The organism is Roseovarius autotrophicus, from assembly GCF_018069895.1.
Classification (GTDB): Bacteria; Pseudomonadota; Alphaproteobacteria; order Rhodobacterales; family Rhodobacteraceae; genus Roseovarius; species Roseovarius autotrophicus.
The window spans coordinates 18,742-36,425 of sequence record NZ_JAGQDH010000024.1 but is presented as its reverse complement, the minus strand read 5'-3'; the positions used below and the strand labels follow the sequence as shown (position 1 = coordinate 36,425).

The window sequence follows — 17,684 nt, the reverse complement described above, 5'->3', positions numbered from 1 at the left end:
GGGAGGGGGGGGGGGGGGGCGGGGGCGGGCGGGGGGGAGGCGGGGGGGGCGGCGGGCGGGTGGGGGAGGAGGGGGGGGGGGGGGGGGGGGGGGGGGGGGGGGGGGGGGGGGGGGGGGGGGGGGGGGGGGGGGGGGGGGGGGGGGGGGCGGGGGGGGGGCGGGGGGGGGGGCGGGGGGGGGGGGGGGGGGGGGGGGGGGTGGGGGGGGGGGGGGGGGTTCGGAGCGCGCCCCCCATGGCCCCTGGCCTGCCAACTGCTGCGCCATGGCCATGCCCATTCCCATGCCAAGCCCGGCGCCGATGCCGCCGCCGCCAGAGGGGTTCCTGGCCGCTGCCGTCATCGCCTCGGCGGTGGAATATTGCGTGAAACGCCCCAGATCGCCCGCGATCCCCATCGAGGTGCGCTTGTCCAGCGCCTCTTCGACGGCTGGGGGCAGTGAGATGTTCTCGATATAGAATTCGGGGATCTCAAGCCCGTAGTCGGCCACCACGCCGGTGATCTCGCCTGCGACCAACTTGCCCAGATCGGCGGTATTCGCCGCCATGTCGAGCACCGGGATGCCGGAGCCTGCGATGATCCGCGAAAACGCCTGCACGATGATGTTGCGGATCTGGAAACTGATCTCGTCCATGGTGAATTCGCCATCGGTGCCGACGATCTCGCCCATGAATCTTGCGGGGTCGCTGATGCGCACCGCATAGGTGCCGAAGGCGCGGATGCGGGTGGGGCCGAATTCGGGGTCGCGCAGCATCACCGGGTTTTTAGTGCCCCATTTGAGGTTGGTGAAGCGCGTGGTGGCGACAAAGTAGATTTCTGACTTGAACGGCGAACGGAACCCGTGATCCCAGTGTTGCAGGCTGGTCATCACCGGCATGTTGTTGGTCTCGAGCATGTAGAGACCGGGGGTAAACACATCGGCCAGTTGCCCCTCATGGACAAACACCGCCGCCTGCCCCTCGCGCACGGTGAGTTTCGCACCATACTTGATCTCGTGGCCCTCACGCTCGAAGCGCCAGACCATCGTGTCGCGGGTGTCGTCGGTCCAGTGAATGACGTCGATGAACTGGCCTGAGAGGAAATCGAAGATGGGCATGGGAAAACTCCTTGATTGGGCGTCAGACCGGGCCGCCCGCGCGCGCGTCAAGCAGGCGGCGGATGATCGGGCGGGCCTCGTCGGGGGTCATGCCGGGTTTGAGGTCGGGATGATAGAGCAGCCACAAAAGCTCTTCATCGTGGCGGGTCAGAAGCGCGAATTCCTCATCGTCATTGAAGATCGAGGGGCGTGCGCGGGGGCTGTCATTGGCCAGCCCCATCCCCTGTGCCAGTTCCTCGTGGATGCAGGCGGCGCGCATGAGCGGCGGATGCTCGGCCCGGATCCAGGCAATTGCGCGGTCATAGGAATGCGGATTGCCCTTGTGCGAGAACGCCACCACCAGACAGTGAATCGAGCGCGGCATGTTCTGAAAAACGCCCAGGGTGGCCTGGTCTATATCCGGGACGATCTGGCGGACCCGGGCAAGGCCATGGCTGCGGTCATCTTCGCTCATGATCAGCACATGAAAATTCGAAGCGCGCGTCGTGGCGCTGACCGGGTGGCGTGCGGCGCGTGACAGACGTGCGGCATAACCCTCGACCGAGGCGCGGTCGGCGGCGCGCTGATCGCGGGGAACGGAGGGGCCGAACTCGACGCCAAGGCGCACCGGCGCCGTCCATTTACGCAAGGCGCCCGGTTGCCCGGCCGAGGGGCGATAGCCTGCGCCGGGCATGTATTCGTCGAAGAACACGATCGCCTCGAAATTGCGCAGCAGGTCGGTGTCGGTCCAGGGCGTGTCCGGCCCGCCGCCGTCGCTGCGCAGGAGGCCCCGGCTCAGCAGGTCGCGCTCGATGCGGGCGTAATGGTCTGCAAGCGCGGCGCTCGCGGCCGAAGGTGTGCTCGGCGCGGGCGGGCGCGTCATCGCCGGGGGTGGGGCAGGCGGTGTCGGCGCGGGCATCTCGCAGCCCGCCAGTGCCAGAATCGCCGCGCCCCAGAGCGCCAGCCTGTGCCGGGCCCGCATCCTCATTCAGCCCTTCGGCACGGCGCTGCCGGCATTCTCGCCGACACCGTCCTTGCGCGCCTTGGCCGAGGCGAGCGTATCGCGCAACTCGGCCTCCATCTTCTTCAACTCCTCCTCGGCGCGGGCGCGCTTGGCCTTGCCTTCGTCGGCGATTGCCAAGCTCTCCTGAATGGTGCCGATCAGATCGGCATTGGCCTTCTTGACCGCTTCGATGTCGAACACGCCGCGCTCCATTTCCTGACGGATCATCTTGTTGCTGTCGCGCAGGTTCTTGGCGTTGGCGGTCAGCAACTCGTTGGTCAGGTCATTGGCGTCGCGCACCGCCGCCGCCGCCTCGGCGCTGCGCTGGATCGTCACCGCCTGCGCCAGTTGGGTTTCCCACAGCGGCACGGTGTTGACGAGGGTCGAGTTGATCTTGGTCACAAGCGATTTGTCATTTTCCTGCACCAGCCGGATAGAGGGCAGCGATTGCATCGTCACCTGACGGGTGAGTTTCAGATCATGCACCCGGCGTTCCAGATCGTCGCGCGCGGCGCGCATATCGCGCAATTCCTGCGCTTTCATCACCTGATCGCCCTCGGGTGCTGCCTGAACGTCGGCCTCCTTGGCGGGAATGTCGTTTGCGTCGAGATCCTTCAGCTTGGCCTCGCCCGCCGCGATGTAGAGCGCCAGCTCGTCGTAAAAGGCCAGCGTCTTTTGATAGAGCATGTCGAGGGATTTGATGTCCTTGAGCAGCGTGTGTTCATGCGACAGAAGGTCATCGGTGATCTTGTCGATCTGGCCCTGCACCTGCTCGAACCGGGCGGTGAACTTGGCAAAGGGCGCGGCCCGACCCAAGAGTTTTTCCCACCACGACCGCTCGCGCCGCACATCAAGCTCCGACACCGCAAACCCGCGAATAGTGGTCACGATCCCGCGCAGGCTATCGCCCGCCGGTCCCACATCCTTGTTGCGCACGCCTTGCAGCATCGCCTGACTGATTTCCTGCAACTCCGCCTGCGCGGCAGAGCCGAAAAAGACGATGGATTGCGTATCGCCCATGTCGATCTCGGCCATGCGGCGGGTGATCTCGGCGCTTTGTGGCGCGTCGGCCTGCTCGAGCGGCACGATGGCGTCGGCCTCTGTGGGGACCGGAAGGACGGCGCGGCTCACGGCCTCGACATCGGCAAGCACGGCCTCGGCCTTCTGGCGGGTGGTCTCTGACATGGGGGCCTCTTACGCTAGATCACGGGTTTCAAGATGAATGCCCTCGCGCTCCAGCCGGTCGCGCAGCACCTCGATTTCCACATCGAGATCGGTGCTGTTGCTGGCCATGAGCGCACGGGTCTTGGCGGTGAAATTCCGTTCCAGATCGGCCAGCAGCGCAAGATAGTTCTCGCGCGCCTGCGGGTTCGGTGCACGGGCGGCGAGATCGGCGTATTTCACCGTCGCGTCGCGCGCGCCCATCAGATAGACGCCAAGAAACCTGCGTGCCGCTGTCAGGTCGCGCGGGTCGTTCTCGACCGTGCGCAGCATGTCGCGCACCGTCACCTGAAAGCCGTCCAGGCGGCGTTCCAACTGCCGGTCGCCCGCGCGGCGCAGCGCGTCCGACATGGATTTGAGATAATCCTCGGCCTGATCGACCACGCGCGCCACGCGGTCGCTTTGAAAACTGTCGATGCCCTCTGCGCCCTTGTCGCGCAGCGGGTCAAGGCCGAAGGCAAAACCGTGCAGGGCCGCGCCCGCAATGGCGTAGATGAAAGCCTCCGCGATGCCGCCCTGTGCGGCAAAGGCGGCCACGAAAAGCCCCGTGCCGGTGAGCAGGGAGGCGAAGATCTTGCGCGGGATGGCGGGGCGCCTGGCGATCTTGCGCGCGTCATAGGCCTCTTGCGCGAGGATGCCCTCGCGCGTGAGCCATGCCGCCAGCAGCAGCAGGCCGAGTGCCGAGAGGTTGAGCGCAAGGCCAAGCGCCCCGTCGCCGAAGGCACGCACCGCGAGCGGCAACGGCGCGAGGAACAGCATGTTGACGCGCCCGCCCGCCCGCGTGCGCCGCGCGCCGCGATAGCCGCCGCGCGGCGGCTCATTGCCCGAAGGACCGCCGGGGCTGAACTTGCCGCCAAAGCGTTCGGCCATCACACGCCCCCCGTCGCCGCCACGAAGACGATGAGTGCCACCAACAGGAAAAACGCCAGTTTCCGAAGTCCTGTATCCCTCATACGCCCACCGTTCCGACCAAACCTGTCAGGAACTTAGGCGAAGGGGGCAGGTGGCGCTAGGGGGAAGATCGAGCGCGCGGGATCAGCCGGTTGCACCGGTGGCTTTTTTCTTCTCGGCGCGGAGTTTTTCCGCCAGATCGCGGGCGATGGCGAAGGCACCTTTCACACGGTCGGCCTCGCCCTTCCAGTCGCGGCGCACGACGATTCTGTTGTCGCGAACCTTGGCGAGGCCACGTTGATCCTGAAGGAATTCCACAAGGCCCTGCGGCGAAGCGAACTTGTCGTTGTGAAACTGGATCGTTGCGCCCTTTGGCCCGGCGTCGAGCTTGGCGATGCCTGCGCGTTTGCACATCGCCTTGATGCGCATGACCAGCATCAGCATGTTGACCTCGCGGGGCAGGGGGCCGAAGCGGTCGATCATCTCGGCGGCAAGGCCCTCAAGCTCGACCTTGCTTTCCAGCCCGCTGAGGCGGCGATAAAGGCCAAGGCGCACATCGAGATCGGGCACATAGGCCTCGGGGATAAGGACCGGCACGCCGAGATTGATCTGCGGCGCCCATTGCTCGTCCATCTCGGTCACGGTGGCAATCTCGCCCGAGCGGATGCGCGCGATGGTTTCTTCCAGCATGGATTGGTAAAGTTCGAACCCCACATCGCGCATCTGGCCGGATTGTTCCTCGCCCAGAAGGTTGCCCGCGCCGCGAATGTCGAGATCCTGGCTTGCCAGCGTGAAGCCCGCGCCAAGCGTGTCGAGACTGCCCAGAACGCGCAGCCGCTTTTCCGCCCCCGGCGTCAGTGGCACGCGCGGCTTGGTGGTGAGATAGGCATAGGCGCGCGCCTTGGAGCGGCCCACGCGGCCCCGGATCTGGTAAAGCTGCGCCAGCCCGAACATGTCGGCGCGGTGGATGATCATGGTGTTGGCGGTGGGAATGTCGAGGCCCGATTCCACGATGGTCGTGGCCAGAAGCACGTCATATCTGCCATCGTAAAAGGCGTTCATCCGTTGGTCCAGCTCGCCTGCCGCCATCTGGCCATGGGCCACGACGTAAGTGACCTCTGGCACCTGATTTTTCAGGAAATCCTCGATCTCGGGCAGATCCTTGATGCGGGGCACGACAAAGAAGGACTGCCCGCCCCGGTAATGTTCGCGCAAGAGCGCCTCGCGCACGGTGACGGTGTCGAACTCGCTGACATAGGTGCGGATCGAGAGGCGATCGACGGGCGGCGTGCCGATGATCGACAGATCCCGCACCCCCGACAGTGACAGTTGCAGCGTGCGTGGGATGGGCGTGGCGGTCAGCGTCAGAACGTGGATGTCGCTGCGCATCTCCTTGAGCCGTTCCTTGTGCGCGACGCCGAAGCGCTGTTCCTCGTCGATGATCAGAAGGCCCAGGTTCCTGAACCGCACGCCCTTTGCCAGAAGCGCATGCGTGCCCACGACGATATCGGTCTCGCCCTTCGACATGGCCTCGCGGGTGAGGGTGGCGTCGCGCGCTGACACAAAGCGCGAAAGCGCATGGACGGAGAGGGGGAAGCCCCGGAAGCGTTCGGAAAATTCCTTGTAATGCTGGCGCGCAAGCAGGGTTGTGGGGGCGATCACCGCCACCTGTAGCCCCGCCATGGCGGCGGCAAAGGCCGCGCGCATGGCGACCTCGGTCTTGCCGAAACCCACATCGCCGCAGATGAGCCGGTCCATCGGGCGGCCCGCTTCCAGATCGGCGAGCACATCGTCGATGGCTCGCTGCTGATCCTCGGTTTCCTGATAGGGAAAGCGGGCGGAAAACGCCTCCCATGCGTGATGTTCCGGGATCACGACCGGCGCGCGGCGCAATTCGCGCTCGGCGGCGACGCGGATGAGGCGTTCGGCCATCTCGCGGATGCGCTGCTTGAGCTTGGCCTTCTTGGCCTGCCACGCGCCGCCGCCCAACCGGTCAAGAAGCCCCTCCTCATGGCCGTAGCGCGACAAGAGTTCGATATTTTCGACCGGCAGGTAAAGTTTCGAGCTTTCGGCATATTCCAGCACGAGACATTCATGTGCTGCCCCCGCCGCCGTCACCACCTCGAGCCCCAGATAGCGGCCGATGCCGTGATCGACATGCACCACCAGATCCCCCTGACTGAGGGCCTGCGCCTCGGTCAGGAAATTCTCGGCCCGCCGCTTGCGCCTGGCGCCGCGAATGAGCCGGTCGCCCAGCACGTCCTGTTCCGCGATGACGGTGATACCGGGCGCTGTGAACCCCTGTTCAAGCGGCCAGATTGCCAGATGCAGCCCGTGCCTGCCCACGCCTCGCATGCTTGAGACAGAAACCGGGCCGACAAGCCCTTCATCGGCCAGAAGCCCCTCGATGCGTTCGCGCGCGCCTTGGGAGTAGGAGGCGACAAGAACCGGACCAAAGGCCTGTCTTTCCTCAATATGGTCTTTCAGAACACTGAAAAGATTTATGTTTTCCTGTTGGCGTTCGGGGGCGAAGTTGCGCCCGATGCGTCCGCCTGCATCCACCACCCCCGGTCCGGTGGGGCGCGGCAGGGTCGAGAACTGCACCACGCGGCGGGGCCCGAGCGCCGCGCGCCAGTCCGCATCGTCGAGATAGAGCAAATCGGGCGCGATCGGCTGATAGACCGTGTCGCCGTGTCCCCTCTGCCCGAGCGCATGGCGTCGGGCCTCGTATTGGTCACGCACGCTCTCCCACCGCGCATTGCGGGCGGCATCGGCCTGATCGTCAAGCGTGACAGGGGCATCGGGGAGGTAGTCAAAGAGCGTCTCCAGCCGCTCGTGGAAGAAGGGCAGCCAGTGCTCTACCCCCGCCTGCTTGCGTCCTGCGCTCACGGCCTCGTAAAGCGGGTCATCGGCCCCGCCCGTGCCGAACGCGATGCGGTAATTCTGGCGAAAGCGGCGGATCGAAGCCTCGTCGAGGATCACTTCGGAGACGGGGGCAAGCTCGACCCGGTCAAGTTTCTCGGTGGTGCGCTGCGTGGCCGGGTCGAACCGGCGCACCCCGTCAAGCACGTCGCCGAAAAGATCGAGCCGCACCGGCCCGCCCTCTCCCGGCGGGTAGATGTCGATGATCCCGCCGCGCAGCGCATAATCGCCCGGTTCGGTCACGGTGGGGGCCTGCGTGAACCCCATGCGGACAAGGAAATCGCGCAAGGCGGCCTCGTCGATGCGCTCGCCCACGGTGGCGGCAAAGGCCGCGCCGCGCAGCACGTCGCGGGCGGGCAGGCGCTGGGTTGCGGCGTTGAGCGTGGTCAAGAGCACGAATTGCGGCGGCATCCCGTGCACCAGGCCCGCCAGCGTCGCCATCCGCGTGGCCGAAATCTCGGCATTGGGCGAGATGCGGTCATAGGGCAGGCAGTCCCAGCCCGGAAACCGGATCACCGGCATGTCGGGCGCGAAGAAGCGCAGCGCCTCGGCCATCGCGGCCATGCGCTTGTCGTCGCGCGCGACATGGATGACCGGGCCGTCCGCCTTGTCGATTTCGGCCAGAACCAGCCGCGCGTCAAACCCTTCGGGTGCGCCGCCCATCACGATATGGCGCCTGTTGCTCATCTCTCTCGTGCCCCCGCTCAGCCCAGAACGCCGAGATTCATGTTCTGATACATGCCCCACATGGCGGTGACGAAGATCGACACCATGCCGATGATCTGCACCACCAGACGGTGCCGCCCCAGTCGCGCGATCAGCGCCTCCCCGTTCGGGGCTTCGCGTCTGATGGCCCGCGCCGTGCGCAGGGATACAAGCCCGACCCCCGTCAGCGGAAAGCCCAGCAGGAACAGCGCCTGCGAGAATTCGTTGTCGTAGACGAACCCCATCAGCAGCAGCGAGGTCAGCGTAAAGCCCACCAGCCCCGCCATTATCAGCCCCGATTCCCGCACCACGAAAAGGATGCGGTTGGTGTTGATGCGCACCATGTCTTCAAAATCGGACACCGCCTCGGGGCTTGCGCTGCGGCGGGCGCGCAGCGCCATGTCCCAGGGCACGCCCAGCACCCAGTGGCTGGCGGTTGACCAGGTCACGGCAAGCGCGATCCAGAACCAGAGATTGCTGAACGAACGCAGGTCGATCAGTTCGAAAACATTGTCGAGAAAGGTCAAGGACGCGCCTCTGTCACTGGTATTGACCGCCGTCTTAGCGCCCGCGCGCGGCAATTCCTACCCTTGAGATGGCTGAATTTCCGTGCCAGTGAGGATGTGATCACGCCACAGCCCGCGACGAGCCAGCCCATGACCCCATTTCAGGCCGCCTTTCCCGCCACCCGCACGCGTCGCACCCGCATGAGCCCCGCGCTGCGCGCCATGGTGGCCGAGAGCACGCTTTCACCCGCCGATTTCATATGGCCCTTGTTCGTGCGCGACGGCGAGGGGGTGCAAGAGCCGGTGCCGTCCATGCCCGGCGTCTTTCGCCGCTCCATCGACAAGGTGGTGGAGGCGGCGCAAGAGGCTGCGGATCTGGGCATTCCTGCGGTCTGTCTCTTTCCCTATACTTCGGTTGCCAACCGCACCGCCGATTGCGCCGAGGCGTGGAACCCCGAGAACCTGAGCAATCGCGCCACGCGTGCGATCAAGGCCGCCGTGCCGGGCATTGCGGTGATGACCGATGTGGCGCTCGATCCCTATTCGGACACCGGCCATGACGGTTATGTGGTGGCGGGTGAGATCGTCAATGACGCCACCGTCGAGGCGCTGGTGAAACAGGCGCTGTCGCAGGCCGAGGCGGGGGTCGATATCATCGGCCCGTCGGACATGATGGACGGGCGCATTGGCGCCATTCGCGCGGCGCTTGAGGGCGCGGGCCATCACAATGTGGCGATCATGGCTTATTCGGCCAAATATGCCTCGGCATTCTACGGGCCATTCCGCGAGGCGGTTGGCGCGGGCGACGCGCTCAAGGGCGACAAGAAGACCTATCAGATGGACGCGGCCAATACCGACGAGGCGTTGCGCCTCATTGCGCGGGACCTCAGCGAGGGGGCCGATATGGTGATGGTCAAGCCGGGAATGCCCTATCTCGATATCTGCCGCCGGGCAAAAGAGAAATTCGGAGCGCCGACCTTCGCCTATCAGGTCTCGGGCGAATATGCGATGATCATGGCGGCGGCTCAGAATGGCTGGATCGATGGCGAGCGGGCGATGATGGAAAGCCTGCTGTGCTTCAAGAGGGCGGGCTGCGACGGGGTGCTGAGCTATTTCGCGCCCGCCGCCGCTCGGCTTCTTGCCGGGGCCTGAACAGGGCGGGAAACCGCCCGGACACGCAATCCTTAGTGACACAGGCACCACGCGACACTATAGTCGGTTCAGGACCGGCGGGCACATGTCGGCATTTCAGAGGCTAAGGATGGGCTTGAACATGAGCATTCTCACACGACGCGGTTTCACTCTTGGTGTTCTGACGGGCGTGCCGCTTCTGGCGGCCTGCAACAACGGTGTCGGCAGTCCGGGGGCCGCGCGCATCGACGCGCGGGTGAATGCCACGCTCGAACACATGTATGCCACCTATCCCGGCACGCGCTCGCTTGCGGACAAATCCGCGGGCATGCTGGTCATGCCGGTGGTGACGCAGGCGGGATTCGTGGTTGGTGGCGGATTCGGGCGTGGTGCGCTGCGGATCAACAACGTAACAGTGGATTACTATTCCGCCACCAAGGGCAGCGTCGGGCTTCAGATCGGGGCGCAGCAATTTGCCCATGTTCTGTTCTTCATGACCGAAGAGGCGCTTCAGGGTTTCCGCCGCTCCTCGGGCTGGGCGGCAGGGGCTGATATCCAGTATGCCTTCAATGACCGGGGCGAGAACCTGCGCGCCGAGACGACGACAGCGACAGCGCCCGTGGTGGCGGTGATCTTCGGGCAGGCAGGGCTGATGGCCGGGGTCTCGCTCGAGGGCATGAAATATACCCGCATTATCCCGTGAACGACCGGCTGGTACAGGCGCTGGCGGCGATAGACGCCGCCAATGCCCACGACCCGGACCGCGCCGAAGGTGTGCCCGCCGCGTTGCTTTATGGTCAGCGGATGAGCGCGGAACTGGCGCGGCTTTTCCCCGGTGCATCAGAGCCGTTGCAGATCGCCGCGCGCGGGCAGCATATCGAACGCTGGACCTCACCGCGCAGCGCCTATCCCGAGGGGCGGGCGGGCTATCTTGCGTGGCGCAGCGATCTTGCGAGACATCACGCCGCGTGCGTCTCGGAGATCATGCGCAGGGTCGGTTATCGCGAGGCAGAGGCCGCCCGCGCCGCCACCATGCTGCGCAAGGAGGGCATCAAGCGCGACGCCGAGGTTCAGGCGCTCGAGGATGTGATCTGCTTTGTCTTTCTCAAGTGGTATTTCGCTCCATTCGCCCCCACGCAGGACGACGGCAAACTTGACCGGATCGTGCAGAAAACCGCACGCAAGATGTCGGTGGGCGCGCGTGGTCGTGCGCTGAGCGAATTCGCCCTGCCGGAAAACCTTGCCCGGCATTTTCGCGACTGAGGGTGAAGGGACCAACGGGGTGACGGCTCTGGTCATCGCCGCCGCGCACCGCTATCTGTGGCCCGCGCAAGCGAGAAGGCCAGCAATGCACGACGACCCCCATCCAAGCGAAACCACCGCGAGCGGCTGGCGCACGATCCGGCGCGTCGCGCCCTATCTCTGGCCCGCGGGTCAGGGATGGGTGAAACGGCGCGTCGTGGTGTCGCTGGTGCTGCTGGTGGCGGCCAAGCTCGTCTCGGTGATCACGCCCTTCTTCTACAAGGGCGCGGTCGATGCGCTGGCGGGCGAGGGGCAGGAAGCGGCCTGGATGCTGGGGGCGGGCGCGATCGGCCTGACCGTCGCCTATGGTATGGCACGGCTGATGAATGTGGGCTTTCAGCAGTTGCGCGACGCGGTCTTTGCCAAGGTGGGACAACGCGCGCTGCGCCGTCTGGCCTTGCAAACCTTTCGCCATATCCACGCGCTCTCGCTGTCCTATCACCTGACGCGCAAGACCGGGGGCTTGAGCCGGATCATCGAGCGCGGGGTAAAGGGCGTCGATTTTCTGTTGCGGTTCCTGATCTTCTCCATCGGCCCGCTGATCCTTGAATTGCTGATGGTGGGCATCATCCTCTGGGTGCTTTTCGACATCTGGTATCTGGTGGTGGTCGCAGGTGTTATCGCGGCCTATGTGGCCTTTACCTTCAAGGTCACCGAATGGCGCGTGCGCCTGCGCCGCGAGATGAACGATCAGGACACCGACGCCAATCAAAAGGCGATCGACAGCCTGCTGAACTATGAGACCGTCAAGTATTTCGGCGCCGAGGCGCGCGAGGCCGCGCGCTATGACCGCGCGATGGAGGGCTATGAGCGCGCGGCCCTGCTGACGGCCTATTCGCTGTCTTTCCTCAATTTCGGCCAGTCCTTCCTCATCACCGGCGGGCTGGTGGCGGTGATGGTGATGGCCGCCATGGGCGTGCAGGCGGGCACGATGACGGTGGGCGATTTCGTCATGGTCAATGCCTACATGATCCAGATCACCATGCCGCTCAATTTCCTCGGCACGGTCTACCGCGAGATACGGCAGGCGCTGGTGGATATGGGCGAGATGTTCGGCCTGCTTGAGCAGCCCCCCGATGTGAGCGACGGGCCCGGCGCGGCCGCGCTCAGGGTCTCGGGCGCGCATGTCCGCTTTGACGCGGTGGAGTTCGGCTATGATCCGGCGCGGCCCATCCTCAGGGGCGTCTCGCTTGATGTGCCCGCCGGGCAGACCGTGGCGGTGGTGGGGCCGTCGGGCTCGGGGAAATCGACCATCGGGCGGCTCTTGTTCCGCTTTTACGATGTGCAGGGCGGGGCGGTCACGATCGACGGGCAGGACATCCGCGAGGTGACGCTTGACAGCCTGCACGCCGCGATTGGCGTGGTGCCGCAGGATACGGTGCTGTTCAACGACACGATCGGCTACAACATTGCCTATGGACGCGGCGACGTGACCCAGACCGAGATCGAGGCGGCGGCGCGCGCGGCGCAGATCCACGATTTCATCGCCTCGCTGCCCAAGGGCTATGACACGCAGGTGGGCGAGCGTGGCCTCAAGCTCTCGGGCGGCGAGAAACAGAGGGTGGGCATCGCGCGCACGCTACTCAAGAACCCGCCCATCCTGTTGCTGGACGAGGCGACAAGCGCGCTCGACACCGAGACCGAGCGCGACATCCAGAACGCGCTGGCGCGCGCGGCCCAGGGGCGCACGGTGATCATGATCGCGCATCGCCTCTCGACGGTGGCGGGCGCTGATCGCATCGTGGTGCTGGAAGAGGGGCGTGTGGTGGAAGAGGGGGGCCATGCCGATCTTCTGGCGCGACAGGGCCGCTATGCCGCGCTGTGGCAAAGACAATCGCGCGAAGAGGCCGGGGCCGCCGCCTGAGCTTGTCACATCGGTTTTACCAAAGCGGGCTAAACCGCGCCTAGATGTGCCGCGATATCGAGGGCTTGTCAGCTAGACGCCACGATATATAGTAGCATGTGAGAGGTTGGCCGGAGGCCGCGAAAGAGGCGTGTGACGCGATGGACGGAGACTTCAGAACCGAGTTCGTGAGAGAGCCCGCCGCGCTGCGGCATTTCCCGGCGCTGGTGCTCAATGCCGATTACCGCCCGCTTTCCTACTACCCGCTCTCGCTTTGGACGTGGCAGGAGGCGATCAAGGCGGTCTGTTCCGACAGGGTCGATATCGTCGCCGAATACGATCACTTCGTGCACAGTCCGAGCACGGTGATACAGATACCCTCGGTGATCGTTCTGCGGGACTTTGTAAAACCTCAAAAGCGCGTGGCCTTCACGCGCTTTAATTTATTTCTGCGCGACGAATTCCGCTGCCAGTATTGCGGGGCGAAGGGCGATCTGACCTTTGATCATGTCGTGCCGCGCGCGCGCGGCGGGCGCACAAGCTGGGAAAACGTGGTGGCGGCGTGTTCGCCTTGCAACCTGCGCAAGGGGTCGCGCAGCCTGCGGCAGGTGGGAATGAGCCTGCGCAAGCCGCCGCGCGCGCCGGGGGCCGAGGAACTGCGCAACATGGGGCGCAAGTTTCCCCCCAATCACCTGCACGAAAGCTGGCTCGATTTCCTGTACTGGGATGCGGAACTTGAGGCGTAAGGGCGAATTCGTCTGGACGTGACGGAATGCCGGGTTATCTTCCGGATCGGTAGTGCAACCAGCGCCGTTACGAGGGCTGAAGGGGTTAGGAATGTGTCAGGTCTGTAATGCCGCGCTCGCGCGGGGAACCCTCGATTTCTGTCTATGCAGCGCGCCGGTCACGCGGGCGGCCTTTGCGCGGATCGAGGCCGATTTGCGCCGCCGCGAGTTCCTTGGCGGGACGGCAGCCGTTCTGGGGCTTTTCGCGGGCTTTGGCCTTGCTCCCGAACCTGCGCATGGGCAGGGCGCCGGCCAGCCTATTCTTCTGACCAATCTGCGCCATTTCGACGGTCATACCCTCACCATGCAGGGGGGGCAGGATATCCTGATCGAAGGCGGGCGCATCGCCGCGCTGATCCCCGCAGGGCAGGGGCCAGAGGGCGCGCGGCGCATGGATTGCGGCGGGCGCGCGGTCATCCCTGGCCTCATCGACGCGCATTGGCACGCCACGCTTGTCGGCGTGACGCAGCTTCAGGCGATGACCGGCGACATCGGTTTTGTGCATTTGATGGCAGGGCGCGAGGCGGGCGCGACGCTGTTGCGCGGGTTTACCACGGTGCGCGACACAGGAGGGCCCGCCTTTGGCCTCAAGCTGGCGATAGACAGGGGTGTCCTGCCCGGCCCGCGCATCCTTGCCTCGGGCGCCATGCTGTCGCAGACCTCGGGGCATGGCGATTTTCGAATGACCTCGGAATTGCCCCGCGCCGATGGCGATCTGAGCTACAGCGAGCGGGTTGGCGTGGTGGCCCTTGCCGACGGGCGCGCCGAGGTGCTGCGGCGCACGCGCGAGCAGTTGATGAAGGGTGCGAGCCAGATCAAAATCATGGCCGGGGGCGGCGTTACCTCGCTCTACGATCCGCTCGAAAGCCTGCAATTCACCGAGGACGAGATGCGCGCGGCGGTCGAGGCGGCGGCCGATTGGGGCACCTATGTCTGTGCGCATGTCTACACGCCCCAAGGAATTCAGCGGTGCCTGCGCGCGGGTGTCCGGTGCATCGAGCACGGACAACTGGCGGATGAGAATACCGTGCGGATGATGCGTGACATGGGGGCGTGGTGGTCGATCCAACCATTCCTGATGGATGAGGACGCCAATCCCCGCACGGACCCCAAGCAACGTACCAAGCAGGAAATGGTTTCGGGCGGCACAGTGCAGGCGTTCGAGATGGGCCGCGCCGAGGGCGTCAACATGGCCTTTGGCACCGATGTCCTGATGAACCCCGAAGGTGCCGCGTCGCAGGGCCGCCAACTGGCCAAGCTCACGCGCTTCATGGCCCCGCTCGAGGCGCTGCGCATGGCGACGGGGGCGGCGGGTGAGCTGCTGGCCCTGTCCGGTGCGCGCGCCGGCTATGACGGGCGGCTTGGCGTGATCGAGGCGGGGGCGATGGCCGACCTTCTGGTGGTGACCGGTGAGCCTGAGGAGGGGCTTGACTGGCTCGACCGGCCGGAGGAGAGCCTTGCCCTGATCATGAAGGGCGGGACGATCGTTAAGGAGGCGCTGTGATGTTGTCACGGTTTGCCATCACGCTGGCGCTTGGCCTGCTTGCCCTGCCTGCGGTGGCGCAGGATCGGGTGTTTCAACTGACGCCCTATGTCTGGGGCAGCGGTGTTGGCGGCACGGTGCGGCCTGTGGCGGGTGGCCCGTCGCTCAGCTTCAGCGAGGGCCTGAGGGATGTGCTCGAAGACCTGGACAGCGCGTTCTTTGTCTCGGGCCTGTTCCGGCAAGGCCGATTTGTGATGCTGGGTGATTACTCCACGTCGCGCAGCTCGCGTGACGGTACGGTGCCAAACCTCGGTCTGCCGGTGACCGGGCGGCTGGAACAGAGCTCTTTCACCCTTGCAGCGGGCTATCGCGCTCTTGCCTCGGAGAGGGCGACGGTGGATTATCTCATCGGTCTGCGCCATTGGGATATCGAGGGGCGCGCGAGAACGCCGGTACCGGGACTGGCGGCAGATCTGTCGGTTGATTTCACCGATCCCATCCTCGTCGCGCGCACCAATATTCGCCTTTCCGAGCGCTGGTCTGTCATCGGCTATGTTGATCTGGGCGGTTTCGGCGTTGGCTCTGACCTGACATCGCAACTCATGGCGACGGTCAACTGGCAGGCGCGTGACCGGCTGTTCCTGTCGGCCGGCTATCGCCATCTTTATGTGGATTACGACAAGGACGGGGCAGGTTTCGACGGCAGTTTCTCGGGGCCGATCCTGGGGCTCAGCCTGCAATTCTGAGCGCGTCGGCATGAAAAAGGCGCCGCTGCCGGGGCAGGGCGCCTCTGACGTCATTCGGCGTGACTCAGCCCTGCGTGGGCTTCGGCTCTGCCGGTTTAGGCGCGGGGGCGGAGGCAGCGGCCTGCGACGCGGGCTTCTGGCCGCCCTTGTTGCTTGAGAGGGGGTCGTCCTGACGCTGTACCGAACCTTCGAAATGCGCGCCTGATTCGATTGCGATGGTCTTGTGGATGATGTCGCCCTCGACCCGCGCGGTCGAGGTGAGGCGCACCTTGAGTCCGCGCACGCGCCCCACGACGCGGCCATTGATCACAACATCGTCTGCGATCACCTCGCCCTTGATGGTGGCGCCTTCGCCGACGGTCAGCAGATGCGCGCGGATATCGCCTTCGATCGTGCCTTCGACCTGGATATCGCCGGTGGTGCGCAGGTTGCCCTGAACGTGCAGGTCGGACGAAAGCACCGACGCCGGCGGCTTGGTCTTGGGGGCCGTGGCGCGATAGTCGCTGCTCGTTTCGGGGCGAGCCGTGTCGAGACGGTTCTCTGTGGCCGGTTTCGGCTCGGCGGGTTTTTGCGCAGGTTCGTTGATCTTGCTCTTAGAAAACATCTCTCGCAGCCTTGATATAGGTCATGGGGTTGATCGGGTTGCCGTCCACGCGCACCTCATAGTGCAGATGGGTGCCGGTGGAACGTCCTGTATTGCCCATATCACCAATCCTGTCCCCGCGCGAGACCCTTTGGCCGGCGCTTACGCGGATTCTGGAAAGATGGGCATAGCGGGTCTCGATGCCGAAGGCGTGGCGGATCTTCACCAGCTGTCCGTAGCCAGCCAGCCAGCCTGCATGGGTCACGACACCTTCGGCTGTGGCGTGGATCGGCGTGCCGTGCGCGGCAGCGAAATCGGTGCCGGCATGGAGGCGTCCCCAGCGGCTGCCAAAGCCCGATGTATAGCGAAAGCCACCTTTGATGGGCAGCGCAAGCGGCACCTTGTCGGCGGCCAGACGGTAGAGGTTCAGTTCATCCAGCCGGTTGAGGATGCGGTTGGCGCGCTCAAGCTCTGGCGTCACTTCGCCCCGCGTCGAGAACGAGATCGGTGTAAGTGGACCGCCGCGCCCGGAATAACCCCGCCGCACCGTGCTGATCAGCCGGTCGGGATCGAGCCCGGCATTACGGAACATCTTTTCCAGAGGTTCGACCGAAATGGTCATGGCATCTTCGAGCTGGCCGAAGATATCGGCGTTGCGTTCGTTGATCAGGCGCAGCTCATAGGCCATGTCCTCTGCCTGACGCAGCGCCTCCTCGGCATCGGCGAGGGTCTGGTCTCGTTCGCGCGCGGCATCCGCCAGCGCGACCGACAGGAAATCGACCGTCGCATCCCCCGCGCCATTTCCGTTGCCGTCCGACAGGGCGCCATTGTCATCCTCGAGCGCGCTGACAAGTCGCGCGACTTCTTTCGAGGCAGCCTCGCGCTCGGTCATGGTGCGGCGCAGCGTCGCCTGGATCACCTCGATCCCGGTTTCCAGCTCACGCCGGCGGATCTCGGACCCGAGAAGTTCGGATTGCATGTCGGAGATTTGTGCCAGCGCCGAAGCAAAGCGTTCCTGTGCCGCCAGCGCCTCTTGCGCGCGCTTGTCACGCTCGGCGGCCAGCGCGTTGAGCCGCGTCTCGTAGGTCTGCATGTCGCGCTTGGCCTGCTCGCGGAAATTGCCGGCGCCGATGGAATCCATCAACAGCACCGAGGTCGCAATGATCGCCCAGGCAACGATTGCCGAGGCCCCGGCGGCGGCGATCAGCTGTGTGGCCGGGTGCAGCCGGATGAAGCGTGTATCGGTGTCGGAACGCAAAAAGACCCGGCGTTCGGGAAAGTGGCGTTCAAGGATGTCATGCAGTCTTATGGCCAGTCGAGTGCGCACGCGGATCGGTTTCCTTCATGTCCTTCCCTTGCGACGCTCTTTGCGCTGCAGCGGGCGTCTTGGCGAATGGCTTAGCCAGAGTGCGCCGGGTGGGCAAGAATTTTGACCAGTCCGGCCGGCCTTATCGGTCAATTCCCGCCGCTGCGGCGGAATCCCGCCGATCCG

At 65.2% G+C, this 17,684-nt stretch carries 15 protein-coding genes; 7 read left to right on the top strand and 8 right to left on the bottom strand.

Going from position 1 to position 17,684, the window contains the following annotated elements:
- The 6 genes from KAK09_RS16105 to KAK09_RS16080 form a co-directional block, all read right to left on the bottom strand.
- On the bottom strand, positions 1-1,092 hold a 1,092-nt coding region (locus KAK09_RS16105; RefSeq protein WP_247651356.1), incomplete at its 3' end, for an SPFH domain-containing protein.
- A 22-nt stretch (positions 1,093-1,114) separates the two neighbouring features.
- Positions 1,115-2,059 carry a DUF2927 domain-containing protein gene (locus KAK09_RS16100; protein ID WP_210879963.1) on the bottom strand — a complete coding sequence of 315 codons (945 nt, stop codon included), beginning with the start codon at positions 2,057-2,059 and terminating at the stop codon, positions 1,115-1,117.
- Positions 2,060-3,259, bottom strand: coding sequence for a toxic anion resistance protein (locus KAK09_RS16095; protein WP_210879962.1), 1,200 nt, complete (start codon positions 3,257-3,259; stop codon positions 2,060-2,062).
- Positions 3,260-3,268: 9 nt separating this feature from the next.
- Positions 3,269-4,165, bottom strand: a complete 897-nt coding sequence (locus KAK09_RS16090; protein ID WP_210879961.1) for a 5-bromo-4-chloroindolyl phosphate hydrolysis family protein — start codon at positions 4,163-4,165, stop codon at positions 3,269-3,271.
- A 165-nt stretch (positions 4,166-4,330) separates the two neighbouring features.
- Complete coding sequence (gene mfd / locus KAK09_RS16085) at positions 4,331-7,795, bottom strand: transcription-repair coupling factor (RefSeq protein WP_210879960.1); 3,465 nt, start codon at positions 7,793-7,795, stop codon at positions 4,331-4,333.
- Between the two features lie 17 nt (positions 7,796-7,812).
- Positions 7,813-8,340: a component of SufBCD complex gene (locus KAK09_RS16080; protein WP_210879959.1), complete on the bottom strand. Its 528-nt coding sequence runs from the start codon at positions 8,338-8,340 to the stop codon at positions 7,813-7,815.
- A gap of 129 nt (positions 8,341-8,469) precedes the next feature.
- Here KAK09_RS16080 and hemB point away from each other — a divergent pair, with 129 nt between their 5' ends.
- From hemB to KAK09_RS16045, 7 genes are all read left to right on the top strand, one after another.
- Positions 8,470-9,471, top strand: coding sequence for a porphobilinogen synthase (hemB, locus tag KAK09_RS16075; protein ID WP_210879958.1), 1,002 nt, complete (start codon positions 8,470-8,472; stop codon positions 9,469-9,471).
- A gap of 121 nt (positions 9,472-9,592) precedes the next feature.
- A complete protein-coding gene (locus tag KAK09_RS16070; RefSeq protein ID WP_210879957.1) occupies positions 9,593-10,153 on the top strand; it encodes a lipid-binding SYLF domain-containing protein in 561 nt (186 codons plus the stop codon).
- The gene (locus KAK09_RS16065; protein ID WP_210879956.1) at positions 10,150-10,713 is read left to right on the top strand and encodes a DUF4202 family protein; all 564 of its coding nucleotides are present in this window, start codon (positions 10,150-10,152) and stop codon (positions 10,711-10,713) included. Before KAK09_RS16070 ends, KAK09_RS16065 begins: the two co-directional genes overlap by 4 nt.
- Positions 10,714-10,798: 85 nt before the next feature.
- Complete coding sequence (locus KAK09_RS16060) at positions 10,799-12,616, top strand: ABCB family ABC transporter ATP-binding protein/permease (protein WP_210879955.1); 1,818 nt, start codon at positions 10,799-10,801, stop codon at positions 12,614-12,616.
- A 140-nt stretch (positions 12,617-12,756) separates the two neighbouring features.
- Positions 12,757-13,341: an HNH endonuclease gene (locus tag KAK09_RS16055; protein WP_210879954.1), complete on the top strand. Its 585-nt coding sequence runs from the start codon at positions 12,757-12,759 to the stop codon at positions 13,339-13,341.
- A 91-nt stretch (positions 13,342-13,432) separates the two neighbouring features.
- Entirely contained in the window at positions 13,433-14,884 is a 1,452-nt protein-coding gene (locus KAK09_RS16050) for a metal-dependent hydrolase family protein (protein ID WP_210879953.1), read from the top strand.
- The gene (locus KAK09_RS16045; protein WP_210879952.1) at positions 14,884-15,609 is read left to right on the top strand and encodes a porin family protein; all 726 of its coding nucleotides are present in this window, start codon (positions 14,884-14,886) and stop codon (positions 15,607-15,609) included. The genes KAK09_RS16050 and KAK09_RS16045 overlap by 1 nt, the downstream gene beginning before the upstream one ends.
- A 64-nt stretch (positions 15,610-15,673) precedes the next feature.
- On the opposite strand, the gene KAK09_RS16040 is transcribed toward KAK09_RS16045, so the two are convergent.
- A complete protein-coding gene (locus KAK09_RS16040) occupies positions 15,674-16,213 on the bottom strand; it encodes a bactofilin family protein (RefSeq protein WP_210879951.1) in 540 nt (179 codons plus the stop codon).
- Positions 16,203-17,519, bottom strand: coding sequence for a DUF5930 domain-containing protein (locus KAK09_RS16035; RefSeq protein WP_210879950.1), 1,317 nt, complete (start codon positions 17,517-17,519; stop codon positions 16,203-16,205). Before KAK09_RS16035 ends, KAK09_RS16040 begins: the two co-directional genes overlap by 11 nt.
- Positions 17,520-17,684: the final 165 nt, after the last annotated feature.

What these genes read in the sequence shown, in the direction of transcription:
- KAK09_RS16100 (WP_210879963.1), bottom strand. Translation starts at nt 2,059, where the DNA reads ATGAGGATGCGGGCCCGGCACAGGCTGGCGCTCTGGGGCGCGGCGATT.
- KAK09_RS16095 (WP_210879962.1), bottom strand. Translation starts at nt 3,259, where the DNA reads ATGTCAGAGACCACCCGCCAGAAGGCCGAGGCCGTGCTTGCCGATGTC.
- KAK09_RS16090 (WP_210879961.1), bottom strand. Translation starts at nt 4,165, where the DNA reads ATGGCCGAACGCTTTGGCGGCAAGTTCAGCCCCGGCGGTCCTTCGGGC.
- mfd (WP_210879960.1), bottom strand. Translation starts at nt 7,795, where the DNA reads ATGAGCAACAGGCGCCATATCGTGATGGGCGGCGCACCCGAAGGGTTT.
- hemB (WP_210879958.1), top strand. Translation starts at nt 8,470, where the DNA reads ATGACCCCATTTCAGGCCGCCTTTCCCGCCACCCGCACGCGTCGCACC.
- KAK09_RS16070 (WP_210879957.1), top strand. Translation starts at nt 9,593, where the DNA reads ATGAGCATTCTCACACGACGCGGTTTCACTCTTGGTGTTCTGACGGGC.
- KAK09_RS16060 (WP_210879955.1), top strand. Translation starts at nt 10,799, where the DNA reads ATGCACGACGACCCCCATCCAAGCGAAACCACCGCGAGCGGCTGGCGC.
- KAK09_RS16055 (WP_210879954.1), top strand. Translation starts at nt 12,757, where the DNA reads ATGGACGGAGACTTCAGAACCGAGTTCGTGAGAGAGCCCGCCGCGCTG.
- KAK09_RS16050 (WP_210879953.1), top strand. Translation starts at nt 13,433, where the DNA reads ATGTGTCAGGTCTGTAATGCCGCGCTCGCGCGGGGAACCCTCGATTTC.
- KAK09_RS16045 (WP_210879952.1), top strand. Translation starts at nt 14,884, where the DNA reads ATGTTGTCACGGTTTGCCATCACGCTGGCGCTTGGCCTGCTTGCCCTG.
- KAK09_RS16040 (WP_210879951.1), bottom strand. Translation starts at nt 16,213, where the DNA reads ATGTTTTCTAAGAGCAAGATCAACGAACCTGCGCAAAAACCCGCCGAG.